The organism is Plasticicumulans acidivorans, from assembly GCF_003182095.1.
Classification (GTDB): domain Bacteria; phylum Pseudomonadota; class Gammaproteobacteria; order Competibacterales; family Competibacteraceae; genus Plasticicumulans; species Plasticicumulans acidivorans.
Map to the genome: position 1 here is coordinate 455,805 of NZ_QGTJ01000003.1, position 15,345 is coordinate 471,149.

Sequence of the window (15,345 nt, forward strand, 5' to 3'; positions counted from 1 at the left end):
TCGGCACACGCGCCTCAAGCCTGCAGCCCGATACGCGCCGCCGCCCGGGCGTGGAGCCAGTCAGCGAGCGCCGCGGCACTCTGCGGCCGCGCAAAGTAATAGCCCTGCGCCCGGCGTGCGCCGAGCCGGCGCACCCGCTCCAGCTGCTCGCTGGTCTCCACCCCTTCGACGACCAGCTCCAGACCGAAGGCCCGCGCCATCGACAGCGCGGCTGCAATGATCGCCTCACCACCCTGATCCAGCGCGCTGATGAAGCTGCGGTCGACCTTGAGCACATCGGCCGGAAAACGGCGCAGATAGGCGAGCGAGGAGTAACCGCTGCCGAAATCGTCGATCGCCACGCGCACGCCGCGAGCGCGCAGCGCCGAGAGCACGGCACCGACGTGCGCACCGTCGAGCGCGAACACCGACTCGGTCAGTTCGAGTTCGAGGCGCTGCGGCGCCAGGCCGCTGGCGGCGAGCACTGCCTCGATGCGATCGACACAGTCGTGCTGCAGCAGCTGCACCATCGACAGATTGACCGCCACCGAGACCGACGACGGCAAACCGCACACGCTGCGGCAGGCCATCTCCAGCAGCCGGTAGCCGAGCGCGATGATGCTGCCGTTCTCCTCGGCGAGCGGGATGAACACGTCCGGCGCTACCGGGCCGAACTCGCTGTGCCGCCAGCGCGCCAGCGCTTCGACGGCACGCACGCGGCCGTCTTCCAGATCGACGATCGGCTGGAACATCAACGTCAGGCCATCGCCGCTGTCGGCGCAGCCGCGTAATGCCTGATGCATCGCCACGCGTCGCTGCGACTCGGCGCCGAGTGCCGACCAGTACACCCGTGCCTGATCGCCGTGCTCGGACTTGGCGGCGTACATCGCCAGGTCGGCGTGACGGATCAGCGTCTGCGCGTCGCGACCGTGCTCCGGCGCCAGCGCGATACCGATGCTGCCGCCGATGCGCACGACGCCGTCGCCGAAGGCGATCGGTGCCCCGAGACTGGCCAGCAGGGTCTCCGCCAGTGCCTGCGCCGCCGCCGTGTCGCCGCTCAGCAGCAGCACGAATTCATCCCCGCCCCAGCGGGCGCAGGCCAGCAGGTTTTCCCCCAGCGCCGAAGTCTCCCCCAGCAGCGACAGGCGCTGCGCCACCGTGCGCAGGACCAGATCACCGGCGGCGTGACCGAGTCCGTCATTGACCTCCTTGAAGCGGTCGAGGTCGACGAACAGCAAGGCCAGCGCACTGCCTTCCACTTCACGCCGCTGCAGGGCGGCGTCGAGCACCAGATTCAAGCCGCTGCGATTGAGCAGGCCGGTCAGGGCATCGCTGCGGGCCATGCGCTCCAGCTCGCGCTGGTAGCGCACCCGCTCAGCGACCTCGCGCTGCAGCTCGGTGGTGCGCTGCTGCACGCGGCCTTCGAGCTCCTGGTTGGCGGTCAGCAGCGCCTGCTCGGCCTGCGCCAGGCGGGCGTTGCTCTGCTCGGTCGCGGCACGCTGGCTGTCGGCGAGCTGGCTGAGGTGCTGGTTGACGCGCGACAGGCGCAGCGCCCGCGTCACGCTGCCACTGAGCGTCATCACCGAGAAGAACATCGCCACCAGATAGACGCAGCCCAGCATGCCCAGCGTGCGCTCACTGGCGCCTTCCCCGAGCAGCAGCAGCCACAGGGTCGGCGGCACCAGCAGCAGGCAGCAGAAACTCGCGGCCAGTGCGCGGCTGGCGGCCAGCACCGCCACGCCGCCGCTGGTCATCGCGCAGATGACGACGGTGGTGAAGGCGCGTGCGCTGACGTCGAGCTTGGCGAAAAACAGCGGCGCCCACAGCCCCCAGAGCACGGCGACCGCGAGCACGCCGCAGACATGCCAGCGCATCCAGCGCGGGGCCGTCGCCAGCGTCGCCTCCCCCCGCCGGCGGTAGACGATAAGCCCCCAGGTGCGCAGCAGCAGCACGATCCACATGCCGCCCAGCCAGAGAAAACCGCCCTCCGGCACCGCTCCGCCGACCCGGCTCAGGTAGACCAGGCCGCTGGCGACAGAACCGTTGACCAGCAGTGCCACCAGACTCTGCGCGTACAGCAAACGCACGTGATCGAGCAGCAGCGTCGGCGCCAGCTCCGCGTGCAAGGCATCCATCGGTTTATCGTCAGCCGTGTCCACGCTCGTCGCCCATCCCAGTGCTGACGGCTCACACGACGCGGCACGCCGTGCCGGTCGTGCCGCTCGCTCACCCGGGCCGTTCCAGGTGCTCGATCCGCAACTGCACGTTGCGGCGTCCTTTCCATTCATTTAGATCAAGACGATAGGCGACTCGCAGGCACTCGCCTACTGCCGGTTCGGCAGACGGCGTTTCCGCCAGACCGAAACCGATGGCATCGATGGCATCGCCGCCCGCCAGCGGACGCAGCAGCAGCTTGAGATGGCGCTCCTTGAGCACGCGCACCGCCAGCACCTCGAACTCGCCATCGAACAGCGGCTCGGGAAAGCCCTGCCCCCACGGCCCGCCGGCGCGCAGCTCGACGGCCAGCTCCGCGCTGAACTCCGCCCCGCGCAGTTCGCCGTCGGACTCGATGACGCCCTGCAGCTGCGCGATGCTCAGCCGCCGCCGCACCTCGGCATCGAAAGCCTGCGTGAAGCGCGGGTAATCCTCGGTGCGCAGCGACAAACCGGCCGCCATCGCGTGGCCGCCGAACTTCGGCAGCAGACCGGGATACGTGGCGGCCACGGCATCGAGCACGTCACGGATGTGCAGCCCCGGCACCGAGCGCGCCGAGCCTTTCAGCCAGCCCGCAGCCTGCTCGGGCGCGAAGGCAATCGTCGGCCGGTGCGTGCGCTCGCGGATGCGTGCAGCGAGGATGCCGATCACCCCCTGATGCCAGTGCGCATCGAACAGACACAGCCCGAACGGCAGCTCACCGTCGAGCGCCAGCCGCCCGAGGTCTTCGAGTGCCGCCGTCTTCATCTCATCTTCGATGTCGCGCCGCTCGCGGTTGAGGCGATCGAGCGTGCGCGCCAGTTCGCCGGCACGCGCCGGCTCATCGCAGAGCAGGCATTCGATGCCGAGGCGCATGTCTTCCAGCCGGCCGGCGGCGTTCAGCCGCGGGCCGATGGCAAAACCGATGTCGGTCGCCTGCACCTGCTCGCGCTGGCGGCCGGCGACTTCGAGCAGCGCGCGGATGCCCGGCAGGCACTGGCCGGCGCGGATACGCCGCAGGCCCTGCGCCACCAGCACACGGTTGACGTGATCGAGCGGCACAACGTCGGCGACGGTGCCGAAGGCGACCAGATCGAGCAGTCGCGCGAGGTTCGGTTCGCTCAAACCGCAGGCCGTATACCAACCGCTCAGGCGCAGCTTCGCGCGCAGGGCCAGCATCACGTAGAAGATCACGCCAACACCGGCCAGCGCCTTCGACGGAAACTCGCAGCCCGGCTGGTTCGGATTGACGATGGCATCGGCCGCCGGCAGCTGGGCCCCCGGCAGATGGTGATCGGTCACCAGCACCTGCCAGCCGCGCGCCTTCGCTGCAGCGACGCCGTCGAGGCTGGAGATGCCGTTGTCGACGGTGATCAGCAGCTCGGGGTGCTGCGCCGCCGCCAGCTCGACGATCTCCGGTGTCAGGCCATACCCGTGCACCTGCCGGTTCGGCACGATGTAGTCGACATGGCGGGCGCCCAGCGCACGCAGCGCGCGCACGCCGAGCGCGCAGGCGGTGGCGCCGTCGGCATCGAAATCAGCGACGAAGAGAATGCGGGCATCGCTGCTGAGCGCGGCGGCGAGCAGTTCGGCGGCGCGATCGATGCCCTTGAGCCGTGCCGGCGGCGGCAGCGCCGTGAACTCCTGATCGAGCTCCTCGGCGCTGCGCACGCCGCGGGCGGCGTAGACGCGGGCGAGCAGTGGCGGCAATTCGGTCGGCAGGGCCGCGGTATCCGCCGGCGGACGGCGACGAATCGTGGTCATGGGGAGTCAGCCGCTGAAACGGCGGCAGGCGGCAGGGCCGCGGCGCCAGAATTTCCACAGGTCGGCGGCAGCTACGCTGTACGTCTCACCGCCGGTATCGAGCGTCAGCCGCGTGAGCTGGCGACGGCCGAGTGCGGCGGCGAGCGGCGCGAACCAGTCACGCTCCAGCGCTTCAACGGCCAGCTGCCAGCCGCCGATATCCTCGCTGCCTTCGCAGTGGCGCAGCCCGTCGAGCACGACGCAGACAGCGGCTTCGTCGCCGGCCGCCTCCTGCAATGCCTGCCAGGTGGCCGGCTGCGGATTGCAAGCGCTGGCGCTGCAGCGTGCCAGCCCGCGCGCCGTGATCTCGTCGGCGTACAGCGCGCACGCCGGCGCCTGCAAGGCATCCGGCTGCGCACCGGCCCCCCAGAACCACAGGCCGCTGACGATCGGCTGGCGCCGTCGTTCGCGCTCGATATTGGCCGGCTGGTCGTAGAACAGCATCTGCACCTCGGTGGCTCGTCCGTTCCAGACGCTGGCATCGTCGCCCACCGGCAGCAGCGTGCGGATGTCACGGCCGAGCGCGGCCGGCAGCGCGGTCGTCTGCATCCGGGGTGGCTGTCCGAGACGCAGATACCAGCGCGCCGGATGCGGCGTCAGCAGCTGCAGCCCTTCCGGGGCGTAGGTTCGGTCGAAGGCTTCGGCGAACTGGCGGGCTTCGATCGACTCGGGCTGCAGCACCGTGGCGTCGAGCAGACGCACCCCGTGCAGATCAGCGATCAGATGCACCGGATCAGCCCGCATCCAGCAGGCAGCGTCGAGCCCATCGGCCCGCGCCGTCACCGCCGCCACTGGCGGCTCACCGTCGCCCTGCCAGCCGAACAGGCGAAACAGCGCCCGTTCGAGCGAACCACTGCCCGCCGTCACCTGGCTGCGGCGCAGCAGCCGACGCAACGCCGGCGCGTGTGGCTGCGGCGGCTTGAGCAGACCGTCGGCCGTTTCCCAGACCGGCAGCAGCCCCGGGATCAGTAGCGTCAGCTGCATGCTCATTGGTGCTCCGTCATTTCTTCCAGCCAGGTGATCCGCCCTTGCGTCAGATCATCGAGCCGTTCACGCAGTGCCGGCAGCGCCGCCTGCGCCAGACTGACGGTGAGCAGCGGGCGTTCGGCGTAGTCAACGGCATCGATGCGGGCGCCCTGCGCTTCGCAGGCACGACGCACACGGCTTTCCTGCGCGTGCTCGCAACTGAAACGCTGCTGCACGCGGACGACGCATTCGACCAGCTCGGCATGCGCCAGCGCCTCCGACACCGCCTGCGAGTAGGCGCGCACCAGACCGCCGGCACCGAGCTTGACGCCGCCGAAATAGCGCACGACGACCGCGAGCACATTGCCGAGCTGCTTGTGCTGCAGCACGTTGAGGATCGGCCGCCCGGCGGTACCGCCGGGCTCGCCGTCGTCGTGAGCGCCGGAATCGGCACCGGCGAGCAGTGCCCAGCAGTAATGCGTCGCCGCCGGCCAGCGTTCACGGATGGCGGCCAGTGCCACCATCGCCGCCCGCCGCGAGTCCACCGGCTCGATGCAGGCGATGAAGCGGCTCTTGCGGATCTCGATTTCGTGCTCGAACGCACGCGTCGGGGTCAGCATGATCAACAGCGGCCGACGCCGGCCGGCCGCTGCGCCGCCTCAGTTCGAGGCGAGGTGTTCGAGGCGGATGCGGGTGACGGCACCGGAGATGGTGTCGAGCGCCTCGATGCGCGCGATCGCCGCGTTCATCTGCCGTTCCCGCACGCGCTGGGTGAGGATGATCACCGTCGCGTCCGGGCTGTCGGCCGGCGGCTCCTTCTGCAGGATCGCCTCGATGCTGATGCCGGCATCGGCGAAGATGCGCGTTACCTCGGCCAGCACGCCAGGCTTGTCGGCGGCCTGCAGGCGCAGGTAATAGGCGGTCTCGATGGCCTCGACCGGCAGCACCGGCTTGTCGGACAGTGCATCCGGCTGGAAGGCCAGATGCGGCACCCGCGTGGCCGGCTCCGAACTCAGCGTGCGCACCACGTCGACGATGTCGGCGATGACCGCCGAGGCGGTCGGCTCGGCGCCGGCGCCGGCGCCGTAATACAGCGTCGGGCCGACGGCATCACCCTTGACCAGCACGGCGTTCATCACACCATCGACGTTGGCGATCAGCCGCCGCTCCGGGATCAGCGTCGGATGCACGCGCAGCTCGATGCCCTCATCCGTCGCGCGCGCAACGCCGAGGTGCTTGATGCGGTAGCCGAGCTCGCCGGCGTAGGCAACGTCCTCGCGCGTGATGCGGGTGATGCCCTCGGTGTAGACCTTGTCGAACTGCAGCGGGATGCCGAAAGCGATCGAGGCGAGGATCGTCAGCTTGTGCGCGGCATCGATGCCCTCAACGTCGAAGGTCGGATCGGCCTCGGCATAACCGAGCGCCTGTGCCTCGGCCAGCACGTCGGCGAAGTCGCGCCCTTTATCACGCATCTCGGTGAGGATGAAGTTGCCGGTGCCGTTGATGATGCCGGCCAGCCACTCGATGCGATTCGCCGCCAGCCCTTCGCGCAGCGCCTTGATGATCGGAATACCGCCGCCGACCGCCGCCTCGAAGGCCACCATCACGCCGTGCTCGCGGGCCGCAGTGAAGATCTCGTTGCCGTGACGGGCGATCAGCGCCTTGTTGGCGGTGACGACGTGCTTGCCGTTGGCGATCGCCTGCAGCACCAGCGTACGCGCCGGCTCGTAGCCGCCGATCAGCTCGATGACGATGGCGACCTCGGGATCGTTGACGACCTCGAAGGCATCCTCGGTGAGCTTCATGCCCGTCATGTCGGCCTTGGTCGAATCGAGGTTGCGGGCAGCCGCATGAGAAATCTCGATGCCGCGACCAGCCCGGCGGCTGATCTCCCCGGCATTGCGCCGCAGCACGTTAGCCGTGCCGCCACCGACCGTACCCAGACCCAACAGACCTACTTTGACGGGATTCACCGTGCGTACCTCAGAAATGGAATCGAATCAGACTTTGCTGTCTTTGCGGAACATGTCACGAATACCGCGAATCGCCTGGCGCGTGCGGTGCTCGTTCTCGATCAGGCCGAAACGGACGTGATCGTCGCCGTACTGGCCGAAGCCAATGCCCGGCGCAACGGCAACGTGGGCATCGTTGATCAGCTTTTTCGAGAATTCGAGCGAGCCCATCGCCTGATACTGCGGCGGAATCTTCGCCCAGACGAACATCGTCGCCCTGGGCTTCTCGACCGCCCAGCCGATCGCGTTGAGGCCGTCGCAGAGGACGTCGCGGCGGACACGATAGGTTTCGCAGATCTCGGCGACGCACTCCTGCGGCCCTTCCAGCGCGGTGATCGCCGCCACCTGGATCGGCGTGAACGTGCCGTAGTCCATGTATGACTTCATGCGCGCCAGCGCACCGACCAGCGTCGGGTTGCCGCACATGAAACCGACGCGCCAGCCGGGCATGTTGTACGACTTCGACAGCGTGAAGAACTCGACGGCAACGTCCTTGGCGCCGGGCACCTGCAGGATCGACGGTGCGACGTAGCCATCGAACGAGATGTCGGCATAGGCCAGGTCGTGCACCACCCAGATGCCGTGCTCGCGGGCAACCGCGACGATGCGCTCGAAGAACTCCAGCTCGACACACTGCGTGGTCGGGTTCGCCGGGAAGTTCAGCACCAGCATCTTCGGCTTCGGCCAGGACTCGCGGATCGCCTTTTCCAGCTCCACGAAGAAATCGACCCCCGGCACCAGTGGCACGTGACGCACGTCGGCACCGGCGATGACGAAGCCGTAGGGATGGATCGGGTAGGCCGGATTCGGCACCAGCACCGTATCGCCCGGCCCCATCGTCGCCAGCGCCAGATGCGCCAGTCCTTCTTTCGAGCCGATGGTGACGATGGCTTCGCTTTCCCAGTCGAGCTCGACTTCGAAGCGGCGTTTGTACCAGCCACAGATGGCCTTGCGCAGGCGGGGAATGCCCTTCGACACCGAATAGCGGTGTGTGTCGCCACGCTGAGCCGCCTCAAGCAGCTTGTCGACGATATGCTGCGGCGTCGGCCGGTCCGGATTGCCCATGCCGAAATCGATGATGTCCTCGCCCCGCGCTCGTGCCTTGGCTTTCAACTCGTTGACGATGTTGAAAACGTATGGCGGTAAACGGCTGATGCGCTGGAATTCGACGTTCACGGCGGCTGACTTCGCTCTCGGTTGGATCGTCGGCAAAAACGACAAGGGCGGAAACACTAAAGGCGTGGCTGAGGGCTGTCAAATAAGCGCTTCCCGGCACTGCACGTGCCTGCATGCGCCGCCGGGGAACCCTGCCGTCGTGCCGTCATCGCATGGTCATGCACCGGTATAATCACCGCCATACCGCTCCGAGGAATCCGCCATGCGTCTCGCACTCGACTTCGATGATCAGGTCAACTTGATCCGCGCCTATGGCGACGGGCACGTGATCATCAACGCGGATACGCGGCTGGAGCGCAGCTTCATCCTGGCGCCGACCCGGCTGCAGGAGCACTGGCAGCCGCAGAGCTTCGACGAGCTGGCGGCCGAGCATTTTGCCGGGCTGCTGGATTTCAAACCGGAAATGGTTCTGCTCGGCACCGGTGCCCGCCAGCGCTTTCCGCACCCGAGCCTGATCCGGCCACTGCTCGAAGCCGGTATCGCCGTCGAGTCCATGGACACCGCCGCCGCCTGCCGCACCTACAACATCGTCGTCGCGGAAGGCCGCACCGTGATCGCGGCGCTGCTGATGATCTGAGCGCGCCACACAAAAAACGCGGCGGAAATCCGCCGCGTCGTTCAGCGCGCTCCCTCAAAGGCGACCTCAGTTGTTCAGCACGTCCTCGGAAAAGCCTTCGGATTCGAGCACCTTGCGCAGGCGGCGCAGGGCATCGATCTGGATCTGGCGCACACGCTCACGCGTCACGCCGATCTCATTGCCGACTTCTTCAAGTGTTGCCCGCTCCTTGCCGCCGAGGCCGAAGCGACGTTCAACGACGATGCGCTGCTTGTCGCTCAGCTGGCAGAGCCAGTTTTCGAGCTTCTCGTTGAGGTCGCTGTCCTGCAGTACCTGGAACGGATCGGGGTTGTTTTCGTCCGGGATCGCGTCGAGCAGAAAGCGATCCTCGTCCTTGCCGATCGGCGTGTCGACCGACGCAACCCGCTCATTGAGGCCGAGCATGCGCTTGACCTCGCTGACCGGCTTGTCCATCGCCTGGGCGATTTCCTCGGCCGTCGGTTCATGGTCGAGGGTCTGCGCCAGACGCCTCGCGGTACGCAGGTAAACGTTGATTTCCTTGATGATGTGGATCGGCAGCCGAATCGTGCGCGTTTGATTCATGATCGCGCGCTCGATCGTCTGGCGAATCCACCAGGTGGCATAGGTCGAGAAGCGGAATCCGCGCTCTGGATCAAATTTCTCGACCGCATGGATCAGACCGAGATTGCCCTCCTCGATCAGATCGAGCAGTGACAAGCCGCGATTCATGTAACGGCGCGAGATTTTGACCACCAGACGCAGATTGCTTTCGATCATGCGCTTGCGCGAGGCTTCACAGCCACGTAGCGCTTTGCGCGAGAAATAAACTTCCTCCTCGGCGCTCAGCAGTGGCGAGAAGCCGATCTCGCCCAGATACATCCGTGTTGCATCAAGCTCCTCCTGGCTGAAGTCCTTGCCATAGAGGGGCGTCTTGCCCCGGGTACGTGCCCCCTCGACGATTTCGGCATCGTCTTCGGAGGACGCATCGCCCAGCACGCTAACGACTTCCTCGTCGACCGCGGCGTCTTCCTCGTCCAGCAGTTCTTCCTCTTCCTCCTCCAGAGCCGAGACGAGTTCCGCTTCATCCGGTAACTCGACGACCTGGGTGCTGCTTCGGCGCGACATGGCGACCTCCTCAGCGTCTTCGGTGGTAGATCAGCGGGTTAGGGAAATCTCTTCCCTGGGCCGGCTGCGCGCGCGGGGGCTTCTATGTGGCCCCTCGTCGCATGTCGATCAGCCCTGCAGGAAACGCAGGGGATCGACAGGTTTTCCATTCTGGCGGATCTCGAAGTGCAGTGCCGGACGATTCTCCGGGCTGTTGCCAACTTCTCCTATCGGTTGTCCGGCGCTCACCCTATCGCCTTCATTCGAAAGGATTTTACCGAGAAAACCGTAGGCACTGAGTAGAGATTCAGAATGTTTGACGATGATAAGGCGGCCATATCCGGGAAGTCCACTGCCGCTGTAGACGATCTCGCCGCCACGGCTCGCCGTGACCGTCGTGCCGAGTGTCGCCGCAATCTGAATCCCCTTGCGTCCGGGCTGGTCCGGCTGGAAACCCCGGATCACCCGGCCACGCACCGGCCAGACCCAGCCCCGCCCCGACAGCGTCGGCGCGGTATCGCGACTGGGGGCCGTGGAAGTGCCATCGGCAGTCGCCACGCGCTCGGCGGCGGGTGGTTCCACCCGCCGCGGGCGCGAACGTGGTGTGTCATTGTGAGGCGTCGTGCTGGCAACCGCGTTGCGCGGCGGGCTGCCCGTATCCGTGGCAGGCGCGACGTCGTTGGTATCGACGGCATCGTCACCCAGCAACAAGCGCTGACCGACAAGAATACGGTTGGGATCGGCAAGATTGTTGATACGGACCAGTTCGCGCATGTCGACACCGTAACGCCATGCGATCGAATAGAGTGTGTCACCACGCACAACCACGTACTCATGCGGCCGCAGGCCATAACCGGTCGTGCACCCCGCCAACACGGCGCCGCACAGCGCCAGCCAATGCAGATAACGACGTGACATCGTCTTTCCAGAAGTTGCTTCGCGTCTCATTGCACCCCCGCGAGCAGGGGCACGAACGTCACCGCACCAAGATTGCGGGTCTCGAAACCGATCGCCTTGCGCTCGATGCACACCAGCTGCTGGATGCCCGGCGGACCGATCGGTGCGATCAGGCGGCCGCCGATCGTCAGCTGCGTCAGCAGGGCCTGCGGCACCTCGCCGCCGGCGGCAGTCACCAGTATCGCATCGAAAGGACCGTACTCCGGCCAGCCGAGCATACCGTCATCATGTTTCAGGCGGACGTTGCGCAGACCCAGCGACGCCAGCAGGCTGCGCGCGCGCTCGGCAAGCCGCTCCAGACGCTCCACGCTCCAGACACGCTGTACTAGCGATGCCAGTACGGCAGCCTGATAACCGGAGCCGGTACCGACCTCCAGCACCCGCTCCAGGGGCAGCGAGCGCCCCTCGATCGCGGCCTGCGTCATCAGCGCGACGATATAAGGCTGCGAAATCGTCTGCCCGAAACCGATCGGTAACGGCATGTTCTCATAGGCACGGCTGGCCAGGGCCTCTTCGACGAACAAGTGCCGGGGCATGCTGCCGATCACCGCCAGCACCGACTCGTGCGTGATGCCCATCTCGCGCAGTCGCGCCAGCAGGCGCGTGCGCGTGCGCGCCGAGGTCATCCCGATACCATGAATAGCCTGCGAGTCACTCACGGCGTATCGAGCCAGCGTGCCACCGTATCCAGTGCGGTGTAGCGAGTCAGATCGACGTGGATCGGTGTCACCGACACGCAGCCTTCACGCACGGCGTGAAAATCGGTGCCGGGCCCGGCGTCAGCTTCGGCGCCAGCGCCGCCGATCCACCAGATCGGCCGTCCGCGCGGGTCGGTCTGCCGCACCACCGGCTCGGCTTTGTGGCGATGGCCGAGGCGCGTCACCTGAAAGCCGCGGATGGCCTCCCACGGCAGATCCGGCACGTTGACGTTGAGAATGGTATCGGCCGGCAGCGGATTGAGCCGCAGTCGACGCACCAGCTCCACGGCCACCCGGGCCGCGGTGTCCAGATGCTGCGGATCGTAGGAACACAGCGACATGGCCAGCGCCGGCAGACCGAGAAAACGCCCCTCCATCGCCGCCGCGACGGTACCGGAATAAATGACGTCATCGCCCATATTGGCGCCGGCATTGATACCGGAAACGACCATGTCCGGTTCTTGATCGAGCAGACCGGTCAGCGCGATGTGCACGCAGTCGGTCGGTGTACCGTCGACACTGGTGAAACCGTCGGCATGCTGCATCAGGCTTAGCGGCAGGCGCAGCGTCAGCGAGTTGCTGGCACCGGAGCGATCGCGATCGGGAGCCACCACGGTCACTTCGGCAAATTCCTTCAGGGCTGCAGCCAGCGTGCGTATTCCCGGGGCCAGGTACCCATCATCATTACTGACCAGTATCCTCATCATGTCCGCCGGCGCCGCTGTGCTGAAACGCGGTATCAAAACCACATCGAACCTGCAAAGTCAAAACAGGCACCTCTTTCAAATCCGCGACACCGCTGCCATGAGTGCATCCGACGAACACACTGACGGAGCGAGCCGGGAATTCCGCCAGGCCATCGGCGAGATCGAACCGATCCGCTCCGACACGGTGGAACCGTGGCGGCCGCCACGACCGCCGATCCCGCTGCAGAGTCTCGCCGACGACAAGCAGGTGCTGCGCGATATGGTGTCGGACTACTTCGAACCGGCCGACATCGAAACCGGCGAGCACCTGAGTTACTGCCGCGATGGCGTGCAGACCGGCGTGCTGCGCAAGCTGCGCCGCGGTCAGTACCCGCCCGGCGCCCAGCTCGATCTGCACGGCCTGTACTGGGCCGAAGCGCGGGAAAGCGTGCACCTGTTCCTGCAGATGGTACGCCGTGAGCGCGTGCACTGCGTGCGCATCGTCCACGGCAAGGGCAACCGCTCCCATCACCGCGGCCCGGTGCTGAAGCAGAAACTCAACCGTTACCTGCGCCTGCGCGACGACGTACTCGCCTTCTGCTCGGCCCGCGCGCACGACGGCGGTACCGGCGCGCTGTACGTGCTGCTGCGCAGCCTTTGAACCCCGAGGTCAAATCCCGATGCCGCAGGCCTTCGATACCACGCTGATCGCCACCCTGATCGGCGCTGCCCGCCACAGTGCCCGCCGGCGCATGAACCACAACTTTCACACCGCGCTCGACGCGCCCTGCCAGCGCCTGCTGATCGCCATCGAGCCGGACTCCTACGTCGCCCCTCACCGCCATCTCGATCCGCAGAAAGCCGAAAGCCTGCTGCTGGTGCGCGGCACGCTCGGCGCCGTGTTCTTCAGCGATGACGGCCAGATCAGCACGACGCTGAAACTGTCCGCCGCGGGTGAATGCTGCGGCGTCGACATCCCGGCCGGCGAGTATCACAGCGTCATCGCCCTCGAACCCGGGACGGTGTTCTTCGAAAGCAAGGCCGGCCCTTATCGTCCGGTCGATCCTGCCGAATTCGCCGCGTGGGCCCCGCGCGAAGGCGACGCCGGAGCCTCCGCCTTCCGCGAGCAGCTGCGCGCCCTGTTCCGCTGAGGCTCACGCATCCGCTGCGGCCCCCCCTGCGTATCGCTACACAGACCACCGCCGACAGGGGGAGCCGGCATGCAACCGAGTGATTTCATCCAGCCGCTGCGCCAGCACCTGATCGCGCTGATCAGCCTCACCGTCGCGCTGTCGAGCCTGAGCTACAACACTTGGCGCAACGAGCGCACCGAAGCCAACCGCAACGTCCGCGTCGCCGCCTTCGAGGAACTGAAGACGCTCGGCGAGCTGCAGGCGCTGGTCAATCACGCCTATTTCGGCCAGGACGCCAGTGCGGCCGTGGTGATGACGGGCTGGTCGAAAGTCGCGCTGATCGCCGACCTGGCCGAGCTGCTGCCCGGCGCACCGGCAACCGCCGGGCAGGAACTGACGCGAGTCTGGGCGCAGCACGCCGACGCGCTGCTCGACGAAGCCGCGACGGATGCCATCACCCGCGCACTCGATGCCAGCCGCAGCAGCGTACTCACCCGCTTGCGGGCGCTGAATTAATCCGCCGCGGACTCGCGCAGTTCGTAGGCCTGCACCAGTTCGCGCAGCACCGTCGTCGCATACGCGCCCGCCGGCAGGGCGAATTCGAGCGTCAGGGAGCCATCCGCGTGGCTTTCGGCGCTCAGCCCCTGCGGCCGCAGACGCAGCGCCCGGCGCTCGGCCTTCAGCCCCTCGGCCTCCAGCCCGGCACACAGTTCAGGCTGTGCGGCGCACAGGGCCTGTTCACCGGCCAGGGCCTGCAGACTGGCAAGCCTCTCCCCCGTCCCCCACAGCGGGCCGGTCGGATGCACGTCGCCCCGTTCGAGCCGATCGCGGATCGCCGCATCCGCCTCGGTGCAGGCGAACACTGAGTGCGTCCCGTCGAGCATCAGCACCTCGCCCGGCAGGGCCTGCGTCCAGCTGCCGTCGACGACCCGTGCGGCCAGGTATTCGTTGAACAGGAACGAGCGCGCGGCCGACAGATACAAGCCGCGCTTGTGGCGGTCGCGCTCACGCAGTTCGCCCCGGAACAGCCGCAGGGCACGGCCGACGTTGCCACCTTCACGGCCGAAGCGCTGCTCGCCAAAGTAGTTGGGCACGCCGTGAGCGGCGATGCACGGCAGGCGCTCGGTGATGAGATCCAGCGGCGCGTCGAGCTCGCGCAGCGTGATGCGGAAGCGGTTGCCGGCCAGTGCTCCGCGCCGCAGTTTGCGGCTGTTGCGCGCCACCTGCAGCAGCTCGACACCTTCGATCGCAATATCCGCAGCTGCCGGCGCCTCACGCCCGGGCATCTGCACCGAAAACCACTGCTCGGTGACGGCGTGGCGGTCTTTCAGTCCGGCATAGCTGACGGCATCGGCGCGCACGCCGCAGGCCGCTGCGAGTTGACGGGCCACCCAGTCGGTGTTGGCACCGGTCTTACGCACATAGAGAAAAACATGCTCGCCCTCGCCGTCCGGCGCCCAGCCGAGCTGCTCGATGACAACGAAATCCGCCGCCGTGCTGCGCAAGCGGGCGCGGATCGCCGGCTCACCATAGGCGTAGGGATACTCAGTGTTCGATGACTCGTTCACAGGATGGTGGCCTCGACCAGCAGGGCGACGACTTCAACGGCGATTCCCTCGCCACGCCCGGTGAAACCCAGCCGCTCGGTGGTCGTCGCCTTGACGTTGACGCAATCGTGACGCACGCCGAGGTCGGCGGCGAGATGGGCACGCATCGCCTCGATATGCGGCGCCATCTTCGGCGCCTGGGCGATGATCGTCGCATCGACGTTACCGACGGCATAGCCCTCGGCGCGGATCAGTTCGACGACGTGATGCAGCAGGCGGCGGCTGTCGATGCCGCGATAGGCCGGATCGCTGTCCGGGAAATGCCGGCCGATGTCACCGAGCGCCGCAGCACCCAGCAGCGCATCGCACAGCGCATGCAGCAGCACGTCACCATCGGAATGGGCGAGCAGGCCGCGTTCATAGGGAATGCGCACGCCGCCGAGCATCACATGGTCGCCGGGACCGAAGGCATGAACGTCGAAACCATGACCGATGCGCATCGCAGACCTCTCGC

Annotated in this window: 16 protein-coding genes; 4 read left to right on the forward strand and 12 right to left on the reverse strand. The window is 67.0% G+C overall.

The window, feature by feature from the left end:
* Window positions 1–14: 14 nt before the first annotated feature.
* The 6 genes from C7443_RS07510 to alaC all read right to left on the reverse strand — a co-directional run bounded on the left by C7443_RS07510 (window position 15) and on the right by alaC (window position 8,129).
* A complete protein-coding gene (locus tag C7443_RS07510; RefSeq protein ID WP_110017957.1) occupies window positions 15–2,114 on the reverse strand; it encodes a putative bifunctional diguanylate cyclase/phosphodiesterase in 2,100 nt (699 codons plus the stop codon).
* Window positions 2,115–2,205: 91 nt separating this feature from the next.
* A complete protein-coding gene (gene recJ / locus C7443_RS07515; protein WP_110017958.1) occupies window positions 2,206–3,936 on the reverse strand; it encodes a single-stranded-DNA-specific exonuclease RecJ in 1,731 nt (576 codons plus the stop codon).
* Window positions 3,937–3,942: 6 nt separating this feature from the next.
* A complete protein-coding gene (locus tag C7443_RS07520; protein ID WP_110017959.1) occupies window positions 3,943–4,965 on the reverse strand; it encodes a hypothetical protein in 1,023 nt (340 codons plus the stop codon).
* Entirely contained in the window at window positions 4,962–5,561 is a 600-nt protein-coding gene (locus C7443_RS07525) for an IMPACT family protein (RefSeq protein WP_110018046.1), read from the reverse strand. Before C7443_RS07525 ends, C7443_RS07520 begins: the two co-directional genes overlap by 4 nt.
* Window positions 5,562–5,600: 39 nt before the next feature.
* Window positions 5,601–6,914 carry a homoserine dehydrogenase gene (locus tag C7443_RS07530; protein WP_110017960.1) on the reverse strand — a complete coding sequence of 438 codons (1,314 nt, stop codon included), beginning with the start codon at window positions 6,912–6,914 and terminating at the stop codon, window positions 5,601–5,603.
* A 27-nt stretch (window positions 6,915–6,941) separates the two neighbouring features.
* Window positions 6,942–8,129: an alanine transaminase gene (gene alaC, locus C7443_RS07535; RefSeq protein WP_110017961.1), complete on the reverse strand. Its 1,188-nt coding sequence runs from the start codon at window positions 8,127–8,129 to the stop codon at window positions 6,942–6,944.
* 202 nt (window positions 8,130–8,331) lie between these two features.
* On the opposite strand from alaC, the gene C7443_RS07540 reads away from it, so the two are divergent.
* Window positions 8,332–8,706, forward strand: a complete 375-nt coding sequence (locus tag C7443_RS07540; protein ID WP_110017962.1) for an Mth938-like domain-containing protein — start codon at window positions 8,332–8,334, stop codon at window positions 8,704–8,706.
* Between the two features lie 66 nt (window positions 8,707–8,772).
* Here C7443_RS07540 and rpoS read toward each other — a convergent pair whose 3' ends face one another.
* The 4 genes from rpoS to surE form a co-directional block, all read right to left on the reverse strand.
* Window positions 8,773–9,831 carry an RNA polymerase sigma factor RpoS gene (rpoS, locus tag C7443_RS07545; RefSeq protein WP_110017963.1) on the reverse strand — a complete coding sequence of 353 codons (1,059 nt, stop codon included), beginning with the start codon at window positions 9,829–9,831 and terminating at the stop codon, window positions 8,773–8,775.
* A 108-nt stretch (window positions 9,832–9,939) separates the two neighbouring features.
* Complete coding sequence (locus C7443_RS07550) at window positions 9,940–10,728, reverse strand: peptidoglycan DD-metalloendopeptidase family protein (RefSeq protein ID WP_170123537.1); 789 nt, start codon at window positions 10,726–10,728, stop codon at window positions 9,940–9,942.
* A gap of 26 nt (window positions 10,729–10,754) precedes the next feature.
* On the reverse strand, window positions 10,755–11,393 hold the full coding sequence (locus C7443_RS07555; RefSeq protein ID WP_110017965.1) for a protein-L-isoaspartate(D-aspartate) O-methyltransferase: 639 nt from the start codon (window positions 11,391–11,393) through the stop codon (window positions 10,755–10,757).
* 29 nt (window positions 11,394–11,422) lie between these two features.
* Window positions 11,423–12,169, reverse strand: coding sequence for a 5'/3'-nucleotidase SurE (gene surE / locus C7443_RS07560; RefSeq protein WP_110017966.1), 747 nt, complete (start codon window positions 12,167–12,169; stop codon window positions 11,423–11,425).
* 100 nt (window positions 12,170–12,269) lie between these two features.
* On the opposite strand from surE, the gene C7443_RS07565 reads away from it, so the two are divergent.
* The 3 genes from C7443_RS07565 (at window position 12,270) to C7443_RS07575 (ending at window position 13,800) form a co-directional block, all read left to right on the forward strand.
* On the forward strand, window positions 12,270–12,812 hold the full coding sequence (locus C7443_RS07565; RefSeq protein ID WP_110018047.1) for a Smr/MutS family protein: 543 nt from the start codon (window positions 12,270–12,272) through the stop codon (window positions 12,810–12,812).
* Between the two features lie 19 nt (window positions 12,813–12,831).
* Window positions 12,832–13,302, forward strand: a complete 471-nt coding sequence (locus C7443_RS07570) for a WbuC family cupin fold metalloprotein (RefSeq protein ID WP_110017967.1) — start codon at window positions 12,832–12,834, stop codon at window positions 13,300–13,302.
* A gap of 69 nt (window positions 13,303–13,371) precedes the next feature.
* The gene (locus C7443_RS07575) at window positions 13,372–13,800 is read left to right on the forward strand and encodes a hypothetical protein (protein WP_110017968.1); all 429 of its coding nucleotides are present in this window, start codon (window positions 13,372–13,374) and stop codon (window positions 13,798–13,800) included.
* Here C7443_RS07575 and truD read toward each other — a convergent pair.
* A complete protein-coding gene (truD, locus tag C7443_RS07580) occupies window positions 13,797–14,852 on the reverse strand; it encodes a tRNA pseudouridine(13) synthase TruD (protein WP_110017969.1) in 1,056 nt (351 codons plus the stop codon). The genes C7443_RS07575 and truD overlap by 4 nt on opposite strands.
* The gene (gene ispF / locus C7443_RS07585) at window positions 14,849–15,331 is read right to left on the reverse strand and encodes a 2-C-methyl-D-erythritol 2,4-cyclodiphosphate synthase (protein WP_110017970.1); all 483 of its coding nucleotides are present in this window, start codon (window positions 15,329–15,331) and stop codon (window positions 14,849–14,851) included. Before ispF ends, truD begins: the two co-directional genes overlap by 4 nt.
* Window positions 15,332–15,345: the final 14 nt, after the last annotated feature.

Bases quoted from the DNA above. Each gene is read 5' to 3' on its own strand.
- C7443_RS07550 (WP_170123537.1), bottom strand. From the start codon at position 10,728: ATGTCACGTCGTTATCTGCATTGGCTGGCGCTGTGCGGCGCCGTGTTG.
- C7443_RS07565 (WP_110018047.1), top strand. From the start codon at position 12,270: ATGAGTGCATCCGACGAACACACTGACGGAGCGAGCCGGGAATTCCGC.
- C7443_RS07510 (WP_110017957.1), bottom strand. From the start codon at position 2,114: ATGGATGCCTTGCACGCGGAGCTGGCGCCGACGCTGCTGCTCGATCAC.
- ispF (WP_110017970.1), bottom strand. From the start codon at position 15,331: ATGCGCATCGGTCATGGTTTCGACGTTCATGCCTTCGGTCCCGGCGAC.
- C7443_RS07575 (WP_110017968.1), top strand. From the start codon at position 13,372: ATGCAACCGAGTGATTTCATCCAGCCGCTGCGCCAGCACCTGATCGCG.
- C7443_RS07570 (WP_110017967.1), top strand. From the start codon at position 12,832: ATGCCGCAGGCCTTCGATACCACGCTGATCGCCACCCTGATCGGCGCT.
- rpoS (WP_110017963.1), bottom strand. From the start codon at position 9,831: ATGTCGCGCCGAAGCAGCACCCAGGTCGTCGAGTTACCGGATGAAGCG.
- C7443_RS07540 (WP_110017962.1), top strand. From the start codon at position 8,332: ATGCGTCTCGCACTCGACTTCGATGATCAGGTCAACTTGATCCGCGCC.
- C7443_RS07525 (WP_110018046.1), bottom strand. From the start codon at position 5,561: ATGCTGACCCCGACGCGTGCGTTCGAGCACGAAATCGAGATCCGCAAG.
- recJ (WP_110017958.1), bottom strand. From the start codon at position 3,936: ATGACCACGATTCGTCGCCGTCCGCCGGCGGATACCGCGGCCCTGCCG.
- C7443_RS07555 (WP_110017965.1), bottom strand. From the start codon at position 11,393: ATGACCTCGGCGCGCACGCGCACGCGCCTGCTGGCGCGACTGCGCGAG.
- C7443_RS07520 (WP_110017959.1), bottom strand. From the start codon at position 4,965: ATGAGCATGCAGCTGACGCTACTGATCCCGGGGCTGCTGCCGGTCTGG.
- surE (WP_110017966.1), bottom strand. From the start codon at position 12,169: ATGAGGATACTGGTCAGTAATGATGATGGGTACCTGGCCCCGGGAATA.